This is a genomic window from Methanothrix soehngenii GP6 (assembly GCF_000204415.1).
Taxonomy (GTDB): Archaea; Halobacteriota; Methanosarcinia; order Methanotrichales; family Methanotrichaceae; genus Methanothrix; species Methanothrix soehngenii.
Genome location: NC_015416.1, coordinates 736221 through 752785 on the forward strand (window position 1 = coordinate 736221; position 16565 = coordinate 752785).

The window sequence follows — 16565 nt, forward strand, 5'->3', positions numbered from 1 at the left end:
TAATTGAAGGCTATATCAGCCGTCACTGGATTGAGGTTATGAGAGATCGATCGATTAATTTTAAATCCAATTAAGGATAATAGGATCTCGATATGTTTGCAGAATACATTCAAGCAGCTTTAGAGCGGGCCGAATATGAGGTAATGGAAGATGATGAGCCTGAGCCTTATTACGCTCATGTGCCAGATCTTCCTGGTGTATGGGCTACAGGCAGGACCTTCGAGGATTGTCGCAAGGAGCTAGTTTCCGTTATTGAGGGATGGATCGCTTTGAGGCTGAGATTTGGAGATCCAATACCACCTATTGATAGCCATACGATAAATGCTTCCTCGGAGCCCATTTGCATTGTCTAATAGACTTACTCCGGTTTCAAGGAGAGAGCTAATCAGGCGGCTAACTTGCATGGACTTCGAAGGTCCGTATCCCGGGGGAGACCACGAATACCTGGCGAGGAGTGGTATTTATGTGAGGATTCCAAATCCACATCATGGTGAGGATATAAGTGTCAGGCTCTTATCCAGAATTTTGCGTGATGCCAAAATAAGCCGTAAGCTACTCCGGCCTGAAGACCGGAGCTTTCAGCAGCCCCGATCTGGTCTGTTCCAAAAATCAGAGACCAGATCGGACCTCCAGGCCAGCCTACATGCAGCGACGATCTGCAGAGGTCCCAGTCTTGCTGGAACATTGGCCTCAGATCTGCCAAAGACGGCTTCAAATCGTGTTTCGACCGCACCCTTTCGGGCAAGAGTCTGGCAGAGCCGTACAGGATCAGCATCAAGCGGTTTACCGCGTGGGTGCCTAAGATGCCCAAGTACAATACAGGAGATGGATTTGACATGTTAAATATGTATGCAGAGCACAGCGAAAGTAATGGGTGGGGCACGCTCCTCCCCGGCCTAAAGACCGAGGCTTCCGCTGCCCCTATACCCCGGAGCGATCTGTGAACTACTATCCGAACTTCGGCCAATCTGCCTCGGTTCTATTTCTATGACGCTTCCAAGCTTTCCTTTATGAAAGCTATCCAATAATCGAGCCGGGATTATTAACCAAAGAGGCACAGAGTTCACAGAGACGCCCAGCATTCCTTTCCATTCAACCTAAGAAAGCCAACCCAATTGCTTCTGGGATAGTCGTCTCCGTTCGTTCGTCCTCCGTGCGCTCTCTTGACTCTGCGGTTCTATTCCCGTTAAACCCCCTGGATTCCACCATCGCTCTACGATTCCCACACAGAGCCATAGAGCCGAGCAATTCCCCCCTTTTTCTCCTGAGACCATTTGTCCTTCGTGTGCTCGTGGTTGATTCCTGCAGATCGCCATGGCAATAATCGATCGAAATCTTTTTAAATCTTTGTAATGATCATACTCTCTCAAAAGGCAAATAATATTAAAATGAATTGCATAGTTCTCTGGGAGCTATTCTCGGTCATCATCTGAATTGAGGTTGTGATAAGAGGGGATGGCCAGATAGCTCGGGCTTTTGAAGATTTCAGATCGAGCTCCCTGAAAAAGCTAAAATTCTCTGTGTCTCTGTTCCTCTGTGGTTCCGTCTGTCGGTTTGCAGCCGGCACTGCGCAGTGCAACCACGAAACCGCAGAGGACCCAAAAAAAACGAAATTGAAAGAGAAAGGACTGACTTGATGAGTCTGGTGTACAACCCATGGCCAAAGGACCCTGCGAGGTTGATATGATTCGCGTGGAGATCATTGCTGGGGGAGACGTCCAGAGGGTTGGATTCCGGGATGCCGTCTGGAAGATCGCCCGCAACCTGGGGCTCTCCGGCACCGTTCAAAACCTGGAGCCATACGACGTAAGCATCGTGGCCGAAGGAGAGGAGGATGCCTTAAAGGAGTTTTTGAAGGCCATAAATATCCAGGATGGGCCAATCAGAGTACAGAAGCTGAAGGTAAATTGGTCTGCCGCGACGGGCGAGTTTCTGTACTTTAAGATCTTGAGGGGAGACTGGCAGGAAGAGCTGGGCGAAAGGTTCGATGTTGCTGTCGGCCTGCTGCATAGAGGTATCGAGGTAGGCGAGCAGAACCTGATGGTTAGCAAAGAAAACCTAATGGTGAGCAAAGAGAATTTGTCCATCGGAAAGATGATGCTCGAAAAGCAAGATAAAATGCTTGAAAAACAGGATAAGATGATCGAAAAACAGGACGGGATGCTTGAGAAGCAAGACCGTACGATTGAGACGCAGGACGAGACCCTTGATGAGATTCGTGGCATGAGATCCGATCTGCATGAAAATGCGAACAAGCGGTTGGCTCGAATTGAAGATGATATCGTTGAGATCAAGAGGTCTATAAGGGAGCTCGGTGGAAGCTGCAACTAGAAGAGACGCAGAGACTCAATCTTTGTGCGCCCTCTCGACACTGAGGTTCTATTCCGCAACCAACAGTTTTTTATTTTTTCGGCTACGATTATTAACCACAGAGGCACAGAATTCACAGAGACGCTCCGCATTCCTTTCCATCCAACCTATGGCGTTGATTCATTTAGATTAATAGAAGAAGAGCTAAAGGCGGAGGCTGTCCTTGCCTGAAGTGGTCTTGCAGGACATCGCCACTCCAGTATCTTCATCAATTGGGAGTGCTTCTAGATGCCAAACGAGCCGGCCACATAATTGCAGTGAAGCCCTCTCTTGATAAGTTACAGGAATTGGGATTTCGCCTAGCGTGGCGTAGAAATATAATATTACTGTTATATCACAGTCGGGCCCATGCATGTGGGTTCATCATATGCCCGGTGTGCGGTACGGTGAAACCACAGAGACGAGAGAGGCACAGAGGAGAAAAAACAAAATTGAACCACAAAGAACACAAAGCTCACAAAGAACTCCCAAAGGTTGCTTCGATTTCCTGATAACCAAGAATCTTCGGTGCGGTCTTTGTGCCATCACATGAAAGACTCATAAAGCATACTGGTTTTTCATGCTTTGTGTATAATCCCCTCCTGAGGATCATGGGCACTTTGTGGTTCAGTTAGCACGTCATCAGTAACTTAATATAAGTACCCCCAAAACCCATCCCTCATGTCGAACAAGCGCTATAAGGACTAAATTCTCACAAATATCTTACAAAAGTGTGCGGGGGGAGGGGCAAGCAAAACGCAGATTGTCCAGAAATCCTGCCTGAATTTTCGCATCGTCGTTCCGTATCTCGACCTCCTCACCAACCGCGGCCTGGTGGTGCGCGCAGAGGGCCAGATACCAGTGTGTACAGGACTACCTCCGAAGGGCGAGAAGGCTCTCGGGCACCCGCGAGAGGCCCAGAAGTTGCATAAGAGGCGGAGGATGGGCTGGCAGCGCGAGACAATGTCATGCGAAAGGCTTTAAGAACTACAAGGACGAATAACTAAAAGCGATTTTATGGGTATCAAGATCAGGGCAAGATACGAGGGTAATGCATTGAAGCCTTTCAAGGAAATAGGTTTAAAGGAAGGAGATGAAGTAGAGATCGTCGTAAAGAAAAGCGCAGTCGATGAATTTCACGGAATGATGAAAATACCAAAGAAACTGGCCGATGAGATCATTGAAATGGAGATGTGGGATTGATTTTATCTCAGGTCCCATTAAGCGAAAGAATCTTCATAGATGCGAAATATATTCCTTTACTCAGTTTTCGAGCATCCCACTTACGGAAAGAGCTGCAGGGGATTCCTAAAGCATGTGGAGAACGATGAGATAAAAGGTTTCACATCCGATCTGGTTTTGAATGAAGTATTTCATAAGCTCATGATTGCAGATATCGCCGAGATTGAGGGGATCGAGGCCAGAAATGTTGCTGGTTTGATAAAGAGGAGGCCAGACGTAATAGGAGAATTAAAACGACTTTGGGCTGAGATGGAGTTAATATCCAACTTTGGGATATCTGTCCTGAGCACAACAGCATATCCTGAATTTGTTAGGCTTTCCAAGGAATATATGCTAACCGCCGCGGATGCAGCCCATCTCGCGACAATGGAAGCAAATGGCATCATTAGCATGGCCAGCAATGATCGGGACTTCAAAAGGGTTCCATGGCTGAAATTATGGAGACCTGAGATTGTTAATTAGTGATAGCCCATGGCATAACTTGGTGCTAAGAGGAAAAGCAGAGATACAATGACTATCAATGATGAGAGATGTACGACTTGGATTGATTATTAATTTCAACGCGCGTCTGCTTGTGGAAGGGATAAGAAGACTTCTAAACGGTTAGGAAGATGGTTAATCAAAAAGCTACGATTATTAACCACAGAGGCACAGAGTTCACAGAGACGCTCAGAATTCCTTTCCATCCAACCTAAGAGAGCCTACCCAATTGCCTCCGGGATAGTCGTCTCCGTTCGTTCGTCCTCCCTCGCGCTCTCTCGACTCTGAGGTTCTATTCCGTAACTCAGATCTATCAGGATCCAAGGGCGAGCATCTCGGGATACAAGACAAGTCCGCATCAGACCCGCAGCATTTGCCAGCACTGCAGAACATGGTGAACTGGATCGGAAATTTATGAGTTTTGAATGAAAAGGTCTATAACTAAAAAGGCGATTAAAGTTTCATAGTGGTTAACGGTGGGCGAGATAAAAGTGGATGTACCCGAGGGTCTGCCTTTAAAAGATCTCCGGAAGAAGATCCTTGAGCTCATCAAAGAGGAAGAGGACAAGTTGATGTTGCTTGACAGGTCAAACAAGATGAAAGTGTTTAGCGACGAAATAATAGAAACAAAAGAACCGCTGCAAAAAGAGGAGCGAAAGAGAATCCTAGATAAGTATTATGGAAGCGTCAAGCTTGACAGAACTATAAGCATAGAGGAGATCCTGGATCTGGAGGAAGATACCTGGCGATACTGATCGACACTAATATCATCATCTCTTTCCTATTCCCAACAGATAAATCAGAGAGGGCCAGAGAGATCCTTGAAATGTCAAACGGTCCGATCATAACCATAAGCATTTTGGAAGAAGCGGCATATGTTGGACTTTCACTCATCTATGGTTGCCACGGATTTAAGTTGAGAGATCAACTGAAAATGAAGCTCAAAGAGACAGCCAGGGTCTTTCTTGAGCGCCTTAAATCATTCTTGGTTGAATTCAGGATTAAGCTCTTATCAATGCCCGAGGATCCCGATCTTCTTTTAAAAGCAGTTGAGGCTTACAGATTGCTTCCCAATGATGCAGCTATCGTTGCTGCCTGCCAATATTACGGGATAGAGAAAATAGCCACGTTTGATAGCGATTTCAATAGAGTTGCATCTCTATATGTAATTCGATAACTGCCTTCGGGTACGATTTCAATCATAAAGCTACGATGTCTTCTAATTATGGAACTGAGATTATTAACCACAGAGGTCACAGAGACGTGAAATTTATCTTATTGCAGCACTTGAAAAGGGATTGCATAATTGCTTCGTAGCAATAGTCGTCTCCGTCGTTCGTCCTCTGTGCGCTCTCTCGAATCTGTGGTTTTATTCCCGTAAACCCCCAGGATTCACCATTGCTCTATGATTCCCCCACAGAGGGCACAATAGCCCTCACAAAGGACGCACAAAAAGAGCCTTTTTCCAATAATCCAGCGAATTTCACATATGCTCGTGGCAAGCAGTAGTCGCGAAAGCCTTATCATAATACAGGAAAGAGACAGGTAAAGATGAAATTTAAGATTACCATTGAGAAAGATGATGATGGCAGATACGTGGCTGAATGCCTTGACCTTCCGGGCTGCCTTTCCGAAGGAGAGACTTTGGAGGAGGCCATAGAGAACATAAACGAGGCCATCATAGGATGCCTGAAATCCCGGCTGAAGACTGCAGGAGAAAAGCTCAAAATACCCTTCTTTGACCGCAGGCTCGACATATCTATAGATCTGACAGGTAACTCGTATGCACAAGCTTCCACGGGCTAGCGGAGATAAACACGTGGCTGCGTTTAAAAGGGCTGGATGGGTGGTGAATCACATAGAGGGCAGCCACTACATCATGGTTAAAGAAGGAAGCGATGTCCATTTATCCATACCAGTGCATAAGGGAAAGGATCTGGGCATTGGACTTCTTAAAAAGCTCATAGCGAAAGCAGAACTTGATAAGGACGAATATATAAATAATTTTTATAGTAAGTAAGATTTGGCCAAATACACTAATGATCGCTCCTGCGGTTACTAGCCCATCATAGAGACACGAAGAGCAAAAAGCTAATTCCGTTTTGGCTACGATTATTAACCACAGAGGCACAGAGTTCACAGAGATGCGATATCTTTGTTATCTCGATCCCTTCCAACCTTGAAAAGCCCACCAATTGCTTCCGGGATAAATAGTCGTCTCCGTCCGTTCGTCCTCAGCGCGCTCTCTTGACTCTGCGGTTCTATTCCCGTAAACCCCAGGATTTCACCATCGCTCTATGCTTCCCCCACAGAGTCTCTGTGGTTTTATTCCGTAACCCAGCTCTGTCAGGATCCAGCTTATATAACTGAATATTTCTCTCACGAGAATCGCTCCAGCATTCCAAAACTCATCGAGTGCAAAAATATTTAGCCATTGAGCAGATACTAATTTCGGGCGATTTTATTGAAGGTAAAAGCCATTTACAAAAGTCACGTACTGAGGCCAGTTGGAGACCTGGATCTGGAAGAGGGCGAGGAAGTCGAATTAGAGATTAAGAAAAATATTGTAAAGAGAACATATGGGTTGATTAAACTTGACGCAGAATCGATAGATGAAATCATAGAGGATACGAAATATGGGTCACAATGCTTCCGAGATAAATAGTCGTCTCCGTCCGTTCGTCCTCTGTGCGCTCTGTGACTCCACATGAAAAACTTAAAAAAACAAGATGCTGCGGATCATCCGCATCCCTCCTTCAAATCTTTCTCCACCAAGTATCCTGCCTGACTGATGATCTTTATCATCTCGTCGATATCCATCATTCTTATGGGCGAAACAGAGCTGGGAATTTTTGGTTTGGTTTTCGTGACCTCTGGTTCTTGATAATTCTCGTGATTCATAAGCAAATGATAGATGATGCAGAGCACTTTTCTGGCGAGCGCAACGGTTGCAATATTCTTCTTTCCGCACCTTGCCAATATCCTCTGGAAGAATCTCATTAACCTTGAATTCTTCTTGGTCCTGGATATGGCTTTTGCAACTTCCACCAAGATCCTTCGCATATGCTTAGATCCCGTCTTAGTGATCTTCCCAGTTCGCAGCTTCCCTGCCGATTGGTAGACCGAAGGCACAATACCGAAGTATTTTGCCATCTTATCCGCACTCGGAAAGTCCCTGTAATCTCCCATTTCTGCAATAATGGTAGCTGCCGAAATGAATCCAACACCTGGAACAGACAAAATAATTTTCAAATCATCCTCGAAGGGTTTGACTTTTTCGGCGATCTCAGCTTCCAGAATTTTTATCTTCTTGCTAATATCATCTATGACATCAAGATTTGCCTTGATCAAAAATACCTGAACGGGATCTAATCCATTCTTGATGGCTTCTCTGAGTTCGTCCTCCTTTTTCCGAATCCTCTTCGAAGGTATTCCAGATATGATCTGATCGATCGTCTTTCCTTCCAGAAGCCTATCAATGATATATCTTCCAGATTTGCCAAAAGAGTCGGATATGACTGAGGAGAGCTTGATGCAGCAGGTCGAAAGTGATTGATGAATCTGGTTCTTGATTTTGGACCTTGCATTGACCAGTGTCTCACGAGCACGAGTTATGCTTCTTAGATCTCGGTAGTCTTTTGGATAGATTCTGGAGGGCGTGATGAGATTATTGAGACAATATATCGCGATTCGTTCCGAATCAAGTTTATCGGTTTTCTTGTGCTCAATATTCCGGATCTGATATGCATTGGCCAGGATAAATTCGACATGACCTTCTAGAATGGTGAAGATAGGATACCAAAAACCTCCCGTGGATTCTACAGCCAGCCTCTGGCATCTGTGGTTTATTATCCAGGATCTGAATGCCAAGAGGCCATCTTGGTTCATATTAAAACGTTCTTGGAGCTTCAATCCACTTCGGGATATCATTGTAGCAATAAGAAAATCCCTGTGGATATCTGCTCCGCAAACTATTTCCTTATCTGAGTCCATCGTCTCACTTGCCTGATATGGGCAGATGATGATCACTCGTGCGTGCAACTTCACATACGCGTTCAAAGACGCATTTGGGCATCCACGAGATCATGGTTGTCTTTGTGTCGAGATCATGTCTCAGGTCACAGATCAACCTTCACTGCCCATATCAGCCTTGCCTATGGCTCTATGGGTTTTTCATGCTTTGGGCATGATCCCCGCCTGAGGATCATGGGCTCTTTGTGGTTCTATTCTGTAAACAACATTTTTTGTTTTTTCGGCTACGATTATCAACCGCAGAGGAACGCAGCACCTACCATGGCCGCCATCTCAGACGTTCGATTGGATCTGCTGTCGTTCTATCGCCAAGCACGTTCAGGCATCCCTGTATAGCATCCTTGATGTTTTCCAGGGCCTCTTCGACGGTTCTTCCCTGTGAGACGCAACCTGGCAGAGAGGGACATTCTATAACCAGCCAGCCATCTTCACCATTGCTGATAATGACCTTAAACCGCATACGACTTCACTATAATCCATCTGACGAGAGCAGAGAAGGCCAGTGGGGATCACGCTGTGGTCCAGGCCGCGGCGCTGGCACTCCCGAATCACCGGAGCCATCTTGATGATCTCCGGCCGGGTCCCGTGGATGATTGCAATGGTCATGGGTAGTTGTCGCCTTTGATTTGTATCTAATAGCAAATCGGTTTGATTGGATTGCAGATAACGGATTTTAACCACAAAGAGCACAGAGGACTCACAAAGGTTAATGCAATTCCTGATAATCCGATAAACCTTCGTGCGGGCTTTGTGCCCTTTGTGAGCTTTGTGGTTTATATTCGTCGTGGATCGGTTTGATCGGATTGATGATAACGGATTTTAACCACAAAGAGCACAAAGATCACAGAGGACTCACAAAGGTTAATCAAGTTCCTGATAACCCGATAAATCTTCGTGCGGGCTTTGTGTCCTTTGTGAGCTTTGTGGTTTATATTCGTCGTAGATCGGTTTGATCGGATTGATGATAACGGATTTTAACCACAAAGAGCACGAAGATCACAAAGGCCTCGCAAAGGTTGCTTGAGTTAGCACAAAGGCTCTGCGTTACTCAACTATTGAATGCGAATCACCTATCGAAGTATTATCCTTATCTTCGATTTCTCTTATTATCATCTTGACCTCATCTTTCGATTTTATCCCCGATCTCCATAAAGCCCGGAGTATTGATTGGAGATCAAGGACATCGATATTCATGGAAACAGCAAACTGCAGGGCCACAAAATCCATTGAAGAGAACATATAGCCTCTGTTTTTGCATATGCTTATGGCTTCAAGTTCTCCTTTGCCGAGAGATTTGTTGCCGACGAGCATCTCTTTATAGAGCTTGTTCTCGCCTTCAGAAGGATAAACAATATCAAAGCTTTCGAAGACATCTAACGGGAATGTATATCCATAATCAAGAGATACAGATAACTCTTCAAAGATTCTTGGAGTAATATATATTGAATGATTTGAGAATAGGCACAAAAGTAGATTCAAGCGCTCTATTTTGGCAAAGGCGCTCGCTATATCGGTATCCACTATGATGGCTTTATCCAAGAATCGCGTCAACTCCCTTTTCTAGCCGTTCCCGAGGCGGAGCATGTACTATTCTCTTTATTCCTCTTGATTCTAAAAAGCTCTTAAATCCCTCTATAGAGATTCCGGCGATCTCTGCTGCCCTGCTCATAGATATCTTTTCTGATTTATACAGCTCAACTGCCATTTCCAATCTAATAAATGGTTTTACCTCGATCATCGTTCTGAAGGCCTCATCCATCAAAGCTTCTCGATTCTTGTAATAGCCTGCTCGAATCAGGCCCTCAATTCCTTCTTTGAGAACATCTATATCTGCAGTCATATGAAGATTGTTGCCTCTGATTACTATAATAATCTTACCTCAGATGATCGGATTCCAGATCTGCCAAGATCCGCCCCGTCTGCTCGCCGTGATTGCCGGAGCCTACATCTAAATTATGATCTGGCTGCGGTAGCTCCAGCTGCTCGAAGAATATCCGGTCCATGTGATAGGAGTAGTGCTGGCCGGTGTGGATGATGCTGTAGTCCAGGCCGCGGCGCTGGCACTCCCGAATCACCGGAGCCATCTTGATGATCTCCGGCCTGGTCCCGAGGATGATTGCAATGGTCATGGGTAGATCGTCGCCTTTGATTTGTATTTGATAGCAAATCGGTTTGATTGGACTGCGATAAACGGTTTTTAACCACAAAGAGCACAAAGATCACAAAGGAATCGCAAAGGTTACTTCGGGGTTATTGAGATCAGATCATCCTTTAGTGCGGGCTTTGTGCCCTTTGTGAGCTTTGTGGTTTATATCGTCGCAAATCGGTTTGATCGGATTGAAAGATAACGGATTTGCCTCTTCGCTCAATTATGCGGGTGAGGTCCGGCACGGAATATAACCTCCGTGGCTGAGTCAAAGCATAGCGGTTCACCACAGAGGAACAGAGACACAGAGAATTTCCGATTCAAGTTCACCCATATCAAATAGCGAGGAGACTAATTATCTCTGGCTCCATTCCCAGCATTGTGGCCATGGACATGGTTCGCTTTTCTTATCTGCTCGATCTCATTCTTGAATTCAATCATCATCTTGGATATGCTGTGCAATATGATCCCGGTCATGGCCAGGAAGGACCCCACCAGCGTCAGCAATATCATAAGCAGCGTAGGCCCATACGCCAGGCTCCCCCCATGATAAAACACTCGCAGAAAATCCAGCCCCATTCCAACCCCCACTGCCGCCAGCAGAATCCCAGGCACTGTGAAGTAATAAAGCGGCCTTCTCAGCTCCATATCATGCAGGATCTTGATCAGCGTCTTCACCCCGTGGGATACGGGATTCTGGGTCGAGGCCCTCTCCACATCGTACCGGCAGTGGATCGGAACCTCCTTGATGGACAGATCATTGTCCTTGGCCTGCAAGAGGACCTCCGAGCCGGCGGACATGCCGCTGTCCTTGATGTAGATGCTCTCTATCGCCCTTTGCCCATAGGCTCGAAAGCCGCTCTGGCTATCGGTGACGCTGACCCCCCCGGCAACACTGGTCGCCACATCGAGGACCTTCATCCCCACCTTCCGATAGGCGGGAATGTTTTCGCCGTTGCCGTCGCAGAACCGGGAGCCTATAACCAGATCGCAGCCATTGTTGAGTGGATCGAGGAGCTCGGGAATCTCAGAGGCATCATGCTGGCCGTCCGAGTCTATGATCACCATCTTTTCCGCCCCCAGATTGCGTGCTGTCTCAAAGCAGGAACGGAGTGCCGCGCCATAGCCGCTGTTCTTCTCATGCCGAACCACATAAGCCCCCAGAGCTTCGGCTATGCTCGCCGTGGCGTCAGAGCTGCCGTCGTCGACCACAACCACCTGGTCGACGTACTTCTTGCAGCCTAAAACCATCTTGGCGATGGACCTCTCCTCATTGTAGGCAGGCATGGCAGCTATGACAAATGACATTTTTCCTCTCAGATTTTCCCTATGGATGCATTATCTCTGCGTTATGATCCTGATAATTTAGATGGCTCTTCGCTGAATTATGTGGATGAGGTCCGGCAGAGAATATGGCCTCTGTTCCTCTGCGCCTCTGTGGTTGGGTCAGTGAATCGCGGTTCACCACTGAGGCACAAAAGATACGCGAGGAGCCAAACCCTTTTTGCAATCTTTGTGAGCTTTGTGGTTTATACTCGCCGTAGATCGGTTTGATCGGATTACAGATTACGGATTTTAACCACAAAGCGCACAAAGATCACAAAGGACTCGCAAAGGTTAATGCAATTCCTGATAACCCGAGAAACCTTTCGTGCGGGCTTTGTGCCCTTTGTGAGCTTTGTGGTTTATACTCGCCGTAGATCGGTTTGATCGGAGTACAGATTACGGTTTTTAACCACAAAGTGCACAAAGTGCACAAAGATCACAAAGGAATCGCAAAGGTTAATCCAGTTCCTGATAACCCGAAAAACCTTCTGTGCGGGCTTTGTGCCCTTTGTGAGCTTTGTGGTTTATACTCGCCGTAGATCGGTTTGATCGGATTACAGATTACGGATTTTAACCACAAAGTGCACAAAGATCACAAAGGACTTCGCAAAGGTTAATACAGTTCCCGATAGCCCGAAAAACCTTTTGTGCGGGCTTTGTGCCCTTTGTGAGCTTTGTGGTTTATATCGTCGTAGATCGGTTTGATCGGATTACAGATTACGGATTTTAACCACAAAGCGCACAAAGATCACAAAGGACTCGCAAAGGTTAATGCAATTCCTGATAACCCGAAAAACCTTCTGTGCGGGTGAGCTTTGTGGTTTATTTTTAAACGTAATACCCCGCAGCTCGCTGCGGCTGGGATAAAGGGCATGCGTATTCAATTTAGGCTCAGATCTGCTTGGCCTGGCTCCAACTTCATGCGGCAGCGCCTCGGATGCCCCGCCGCTTGCGGCGTGGGTGCGCTGCCGCCGTTTCACTATTTTGTCGCAAATCAAACTAAATTAACTGCACACATCGAATATTAATAATAGTATACGAAACGCGTTACCCATTCACGAGTCTTGTTATCCCATCCCTCAGCATCCTGACATTGAAATTGATGAGCAACCCAAGCCACGTATTCCTTAATTTCAGGTAGGTCAGAAGCTGAGCCTCGTGGAGGAAATTGATCTCCTCCACCGCCTTTAGCTCTACAATCACCAGGTCATCCACCAGGATATCAAGCCGGTAGCCGCAATCCAGATTTAGGCCCTTGTAACTCAGTGGCAGTGGGACCTGGCGCCGAAAACTAATCCCCCTCAGACCCAACTCGCAGCAGAGGCACTCCTCATAGACGGATTCGAAAAGCCCGGGGCCGAGATGGCGATGAACCTCGATGGCTGCGCCGATGATCTCTCTGGAGAGAGCATCCGCTCTCAGTCTCTCAGGAGAGGATTGCATCTCATGGGTCAATCCCTTGTCGCCATCTGATATTGGAATCATTGTTAACTCTGTAATTTATATTCGTCGTAGATCTCGGTTGAATGGGCTTCGGTAGACGGATTTTAACCACAAAAGTGCACAAAGATCACAGAGGACTCGCAAAGGTTGCTTCGGGTCATTGAGACCTGATCATCCTTTAGTGCGGGCTTTGTGCCCTTTGTGAGCTTTGTGGTTTATACTCATCGTAGATCTCGGTTTGATTGGGCTTCGATAACGGAATTTAACCACAAAGATCACGAAGCTCACAAAGGACTCTCAAAGGTTTCAGTCCTCTATGTCTCTCACCTCTGTGGGAAATTAGTAAAAATACTACGCTATGCAGCAGCTTCCTCCGTGAATCTTTTGGCTGCAATGATAGTCAAACCAGTAAGCTTGCCTTCTTTATCGTAATTTCTGATGATCCCATCTTCGTCCTCCTCATGTTCTATGGCATTTGGGGGATAGACAAAGCTGACATAAAGCACATCAGCTTCTTCATCGTAGTCAATCCAGACCTTCTTCGTTGAGGATCTGACCACGTGTGGAATCATCTTTATTAGCTCTGCTTCGTCCATATTATCTCACGGCCAATGAGCTTTCTTATCGTGGATGTTTTGTACGCTGTGATAATAAACCCATCGTTTGGTGACAATTCCTTATAGGCAACCATTAGATACTTCGGTCCTAGATGGGTGTTAGGGAAGAACCTTATGCATCGTAGCTCATCACTAACACCTTTTGTGATGGTTTCCGGATCTTCAATTGTCTTAATAAGCTCCAGGATGTTCCCGTTCATCTCTGTGTGAGATGTTACGATATGGAGCCATCTCTCCTCTGTCAATCGGATAGGTACTTGATTCTTAGACCTCGCTATGCATTCACTCTCCATTTTTCAGTTCCTACCCGATCAATGGCCATCCTCGGTTTCCAGCGTTGCATCCCTGCAGCGGCTGTTCGAATGGCGCTATATCGGGCCGCTCTGCCATCGGCACTCCTTCCAGATCTGCCAGGATTCGCCCCGTCTGCTCTCCGTGATTGCCGGAGCCTACATCTAAATTATGATCTGGCTGCGGTAGCTCCAGCTGCTCGAAGAATATCCGGTCCATCTGATAGGAGTAGTGCTGGCCGGTGTGGATGATGCTGTAATCCAGGCCGCGGCGCTGGCACTCTCTTATCACCGGTGCCATCTTGATGATCTCCGGCCGGGTCCCGAGGATGATTGCAATGGTCATGGGTAGATCGTCGCCTTTGATATGTATCTAATAGCAAATCGGTTTGATTGGACTGAGATAAACGGATTTTAACCACAAAGAGCACAAAGCCCACAAAGGGCTCGCAAAGGTTGCTTGAGTTAGCATAAAGGCTCTGCGTTACTCAACTATTGAATGCGAATCGCCTATCGAAGTATTATCCTTATCTTCGATTTCTCTTATTATTATCTTGACCTCATCTTTCGATTTTATCCCCGATCTCCATAAAGCCCGGAGTATTGATTGGAGATCAAGGACATCGATATTCATGGAAACAGCAAACTGCAGGGCCGCAAAATCCATTGAAGAGAACATATAGCCTCTGTTTTTGCAGATGCTTATGGCTTCAAGTTCTCCTTTGCCGAGAGATTTGTTGCCGACGAGCATCTCTTTATAGAGCTTGTTCTCGCCTTCAGAAGGATAAACAATATCAAAGCTTTCGAAGACATCTAACGGGAATGTATATCCATAATCAAGAGATACAGATAACTCTTCAAAGATTCTTGGAGTAATATATATTGAATGATTTGAGAATAGGCACAAAAGTAGATCCAAGCGCTCTATTTTGGCAAAGGCGCTCGCTATATCGGTATCCACTATGATGGCTTTATCCAAGAATCGCGTCAACTCCCTTTTCTAACCGTTCCCGAGGCGGAGCATGTACTATTCTCTTTATTCCTCTTGATTCTAAAAAGCTCTTAAATCCCTCTATAGAGATCCCGGCAATCTCTGCTGCCCTGCTCATAGATATCTTTTCTGATTTATACAGCTCAACTGCCATTTCCAATCTAATAAATGGTTTTACCTCGATCATCGTTCTGAAGGCCTCATCCATCAAAGCTTCTCGATTCTTGTAATAGCCCGCTCGAATCAGGCCCTCAATTCCTTCTTTGAGAACATCTATATCTGCAGTCATATGAAGATTGTTGCCTCTGATTACTATAATAATCTTACCTCAGATGATCGGATTCCACATCGGTCCAGGCCGCGGCACTGGCACTCCCGAATCACCGGAGCCATCTTGATGATCTCCGGCCGGGTCCCGAGGATGATTGCAATGGTCATGGTAGATCGTAGCCTTTGGATTTTTGGGTTGATTGGACTGCGATAAACGGAATTTAACCACAAAGAGCACAAAGATCACAAAGGTCTCGCAAAGGTTAAACGAGTTCTTGATAGGCCGAAAAAACCTTCGTGCGGGCTCTGTGTCCTTTGTGAGCTTTGTGGTTTATACTCGTCGTAGATCGGTTCGATCGGATTACAGATTACGGATTTTAACCACAAAGAGCACAAAGATCACAAAGGTCTCGCAAAGGTTAATACAGTTCCTGATAACCCGAAAAACCTTTCGTGCGGGCTTTGTGCCCTTTGTGAGCTTTGTGGTTTATATTCGTCGTAGATCGGTTTGATCGGATTAAAGATAACGGATTTTAACCACAAAGAGCACAAAGATCACAAAGGCCTCGCAAAGGTTAATGCAGTTCCTGATAATCCGAAAAAACCTTCTGTGCGGGCTTTGTGCCCTTTGTGAGCTTTATGGTTTATATCGTCGCAAATCGGTTTGATCGGATTGAAGATAACGGATTTTAACCACAAAAACCGGTCCATAAATAATTCTAAATAATCTATCAGCTATCAGACATCTCGAATGAAGATGACATCGAGGCCGTAATCATTTGCTCGATCGTACATCTTTCGGTCATCCGTAATTAGGATTGATCCGGTTTCCTCGGCACATGCCATGAAGACAACATCAAAACCGCTGGCTTTGGTTCTCATGCCAATCCTAATCGACCGCTCCATCAAATATGCGTCGCCATAGAATCTGGAATTCTGGCCGAGAAATGTCAGGGCGAGACCTGCTCTCTGCGCGTCTGACAATCGGGAAACAACACACGCGGTTTCTATGAGGGCCAGCAATGGAATATGGTTTGCATATTCTCCTGATTCGGTCTTCAGAAGAACATCCCTGCAACTCAAATGAAGTTCGCGCTGTAAATCGAAAAGCTTATCTTGCTTTTTTCGTCTGGGTGGCACCAGGGCTTTTACGATTACTGACGTATCCACCGTTACGTTAGTAGCCATAGGATCGATCTCTCATCTTCCGGATGATCTCGGTGGAATCGGCATCCTCAACGACATGTTCCCCAATTTCGGCGATTACTTCATCAAGGGATACCTTATTTCCTTTTCGCAGCTTGACCGAGAGAAAGAGATCTTCAGCATCTTTGTATATCCTTTCTACGCAATCTTCATCCATCATAAATGCTCACAAT

Annotated in this window: 24 protein-coding genes and 2 pseudogenes; 11 read left to right on the top strand and 15 right to left on the bottom strand. The window is 46.1% G+C overall.

What is annotated here, in order from left to right; translation table 11 throughout:
- Nucleotides 1–92 precede the first annotated feature (92 nt).
- From MCON_RS16630 to MCON_RS03665, 11 genes are all read left to right on the top strand, one after another.
- Nucleotides 93–353 carry a type II toxin-antitoxin system HicB family antitoxin gene (locus MCON_RS16630; protein ID WP_013718684.1) on the top strand — a complete coding sequence of 87 codons (261 nt, stop codon included), beginning with the start codon at nt 93–95 and terminating at the stop codon, nt 351–353.
- Between the two features lie 1330 nt (nt 354–1683).
- Nucleotides 1684–2331: an acylphosphatase gene (locus MCON_RS03625; protein WP_013718685.1), complete on the top strand. Its 648-nt coding sequence runs from the start codon at nt 1684–1686 to the stop codon at nt 2329–2331.
- Nucleotides 2332–2588: 257 nt separating this feature from the next.
- Nucleotides 2589–2861 (top strand): DUF3368 domain-containing protein, encoded by a 273-nt coding sequence (locus MCON_RS17080; protein WP_202795825.1) that lies wholly within the window; start codon nt 2589–2591, stop codon nt 2859–2861.
- 208 nt (nt 2862–3069) lie between these two features.
- On the top strand, nt 3070–3333 hold the full coding sequence (locus tag MCON_RS17085; protein WP_394296219.1) for a winged helix-turn-helix domain-containing protein: 264 nt from the start codon (nt 3070–3072) through the stop codon (nt 3331–3333).
- 33 nt (nt 3334–3366) lie between these two features.
- On the top strand, nt 3367–3552 hold the full coding sequence (locus MCON_RS03635) for an antitoxin family protein (RefSeq protein ID WP_013718686.1): 186 nt from the start codon (nt 3367–3369) through the stop codon (nt 3550–3552).
- Nucleotides 3553–3591: 39 nt separating this feature from the next.
- Complete coding sequence (locus MCON_RS03640) at nt 3592–4053, top strand: type II toxin-antitoxin system VapC family toxin (RefSeq protein WP_013718687.1); 462 nt, start codon at nt 3592–3594, stop codon at nt 4051–4053.
- 494 nt (nt 4054–4547) lie between these two features.
- Complete coding sequence (locus tag MCON_RS03645; protein ID WP_013718688.1) at nt 4548–4826, top strand: hypothetical protein; 279 nt, start codon at nt 4548–4550, stop codon at nt 4824–4826.
- A gap of 17 nt (nt 4827–4843) precedes the next feature.
- Nucleotides 4844–5248 (top strand): PIN domain-containing protein, encoded by a 405-nt coding sequence (locus MCON_RS03650; protein WP_232844371.1) that lies wholly within the window; start codon nt 4844–4846, stop codon nt 5246–5248.
- A 374-nt stretch (nt 5249–5622) separates the two neighbouring features.
- Entirely contained in the window at nt 5623–5877 is a 255-nt protein-coding gene (locus MCON_RS03655) for a type II toxin-antitoxin system HicB family antitoxin (protein WP_013718690.1), read from the top strand.
- A 13-nt stretch (nt 5878–5890) separates the two neighbouring features.
- Nucleotides 5891–6091 (top strand): type II toxin-antitoxin system HicA family toxin, encoded by a 201-nt coding sequence (locus MCON_RS03660; RefSeq protein ID WP_013718691.1) that lies wholly within the window; start codon nt 5891–5893, stop codon nt 6089–6091.
- A 444-nt stretch (nt 6092–6535) separates the two neighbouring features.
- Nucleotides 6536–6736 (top strand): antitoxin AF2212-like protein, encoded by a 201-nt coding sequence (locus MCON_RS03665; RefSeq protein WP_013718692.1) that lies wholly within the window; start codon nt 6536–6538, stop codon nt 6734–6736.
- Nucleotides 6737–6810: 74 nt separating this feature from the next.
- Here the strand turns inward: MCON_RS03665 and MCON_RS03670 are convergent, their stop codons facing one another.
- The 15 genes and pseudogenes from MCON_RS03670 to MCON_RS03735 all read right to left on the bottom strand — a co-directional run bounded on the left by MCON_RS03670 (nt 6811) and on the right by MCON_RS03735 (nt 16549).
- On the bottom strand, nt 6811–8064 hold the full coding sequence (locus MCON_RS03670) for an IS110 family RNA-guided transposase (protein ID WP_048131817.1): 1254 nt from the start codon (nt 8062–8064) through the stop codon (nt 6811–6813).
- A 295-nt stretch (nt 8065–8359) separates the two neighbouring features.
- Entirely contained in the window at nt 8360–8563 is a 204-nt protein-coding gene (locus MCON_RS15560) for a type II toxin-antitoxin system HicB family antitoxin (protein WP_083804662.1), read from the bottom strand.
- Nucleotides 8512–8709, bottom strand: coding sequence for a hypothetical protein (locus MCON_RS03675; RefSeq protein WP_013718694.1), 198 nt, complete (start codon nt 8707–8709; stop codon nt 8512–8514). The genes MCON_RS15560 and MCON_RS03675 overlap by 52 nt, the downstream gene beginning before the upstream one ends.
- Nucleotides 8710–9147: 438 nt before the next feature.
- Nucleotides 9148–9642 (bottom strand): hypothetical protein, encoded by a 495-nt coding sequence (locus MCON_RS03680; RefSeq protein WP_013718695.1) that lies wholly within the window; start codon nt 9640–9642, stop codon nt 9148–9150.
- Nucleotides 9635–9943 (bottom strand): UPF0175 family protein, encoded by a 309-nt coding sequence (locus tag MCON_RS03685; RefSeq protein WP_013718696.1) that lies wholly within the window; start codon nt 9941–9943, stop codon nt 9635–9637. The genes MCON_RS03680 and MCON_RS03685 overlap by 8 nt, the downstream gene beginning before the upstream one ends.
- Before the next feature lie 34 nt (nt 9944–9977).
- On the bottom strand, nt 9978–10232 hold the full coding sequence (locus MCON_RS03690; protein ID WP_013718697.1) for a UDP-N-acetylglucosamine 2-epimerase: 255 nt from the start codon (nt 10230–10232) through the stop codon (nt 9978–9980).
- Nucleotides 10233–10600: 368 nt separating this feature from the next.
- On the bottom strand, nt 10601–11557 hold the full coding sequence (locus MCON_RS03695) for a glycosyltransferase family 2 protein (protein WP_013718698.1): 957 nt from the start codon (nt 11555–11557) through the stop codon (nt 10601–10603).
- Between the two features lie 1065 nt (nt 11558–12622).
- Complete coding sequence (locus tag MCON_RS03700; RefSeq protein ID WP_048132875.1) at nt 12623–13018, bottom strand: GxxExxY protein; 396 nt, start codon at nt 13016–13018, stop codon at nt 12623–12625.
- A gap of 356 nt (nt 13019–13374) precedes the next feature.
- Nucleotides 13375–13614 (bottom strand): DUF2283 domain-containing protein, encoded by a 240-nt coding sequence (locus MCON_RS03705; protein ID WP_013718700.1) that lies wholly within the window; start codon nt 13612–13614, stop codon nt 13375–13377.
- Between the two features lie 390 nt (nt 13615–14004).
- Nucleotides 14005–14271 (bottom strand): annotated as a pseudogene (locus tag MCON_RS03715) (UDP-N-acetylglucosamine 2-epimerase); the annotation flags it as partial.
- Between the two features lie 138 nt (nt 14272–14409).
- Nucleotides 14410–14904, bottom strand: a complete 495-nt coding sequence (locus tag MCON_RS16480) for a hypothetical protein (protein WP_013718702.1) — start codon at nt 14902–14904, stop codon at nt 14410–14412.
- Entirely contained in the window at nt 14897–15205 is a 309-nt protein-coding gene (locus MCON_RS03725) for a UPF0175 family protein (RefSeq protein WP_013718696.1), read from the bottom strand. Before MCON_RS03725 ends, MCON_RS16480 begins: the two co-directional genes overlap by 8 nt.
- A 62-nt stretch (nt 15206–15267) precedes the next feature.
- A pseudogene (locus MCON_RS17225) lies at nt 15268–15354 on the bottom strand (UDP-N-acetylglucosamine 2-epimerase); the annotation flags it as partial.
- A 570-nt stretch (nt 15355–15924) separates the two neighbouring features.
- Nucleotides 15925–16374, bottom strand: coding sequence for a type II toxin-antitoxin system VapC family toxin (locus MCON_RS03730; protein WP_048131822.1), 450 nt, complete (start codon nt 16372–16374; stop codon nt 15925–15927).
- Nucleotides 16364–16549, bottom strand: a complete 186-nt coding sequence (locus MCON_RS03735; RefSeq protein ID WP_013718705.1) for a hypothetical protein — start codon at nt 16547–16549, stop codon at nt 16364–16366. Before MCON_RS03735 ends, MCON_RS03730 begins: the two co-directional genes overlap by 11 nt.
- Nucleotides 16550–16565 lie beyond the last annotated feature (16 nt).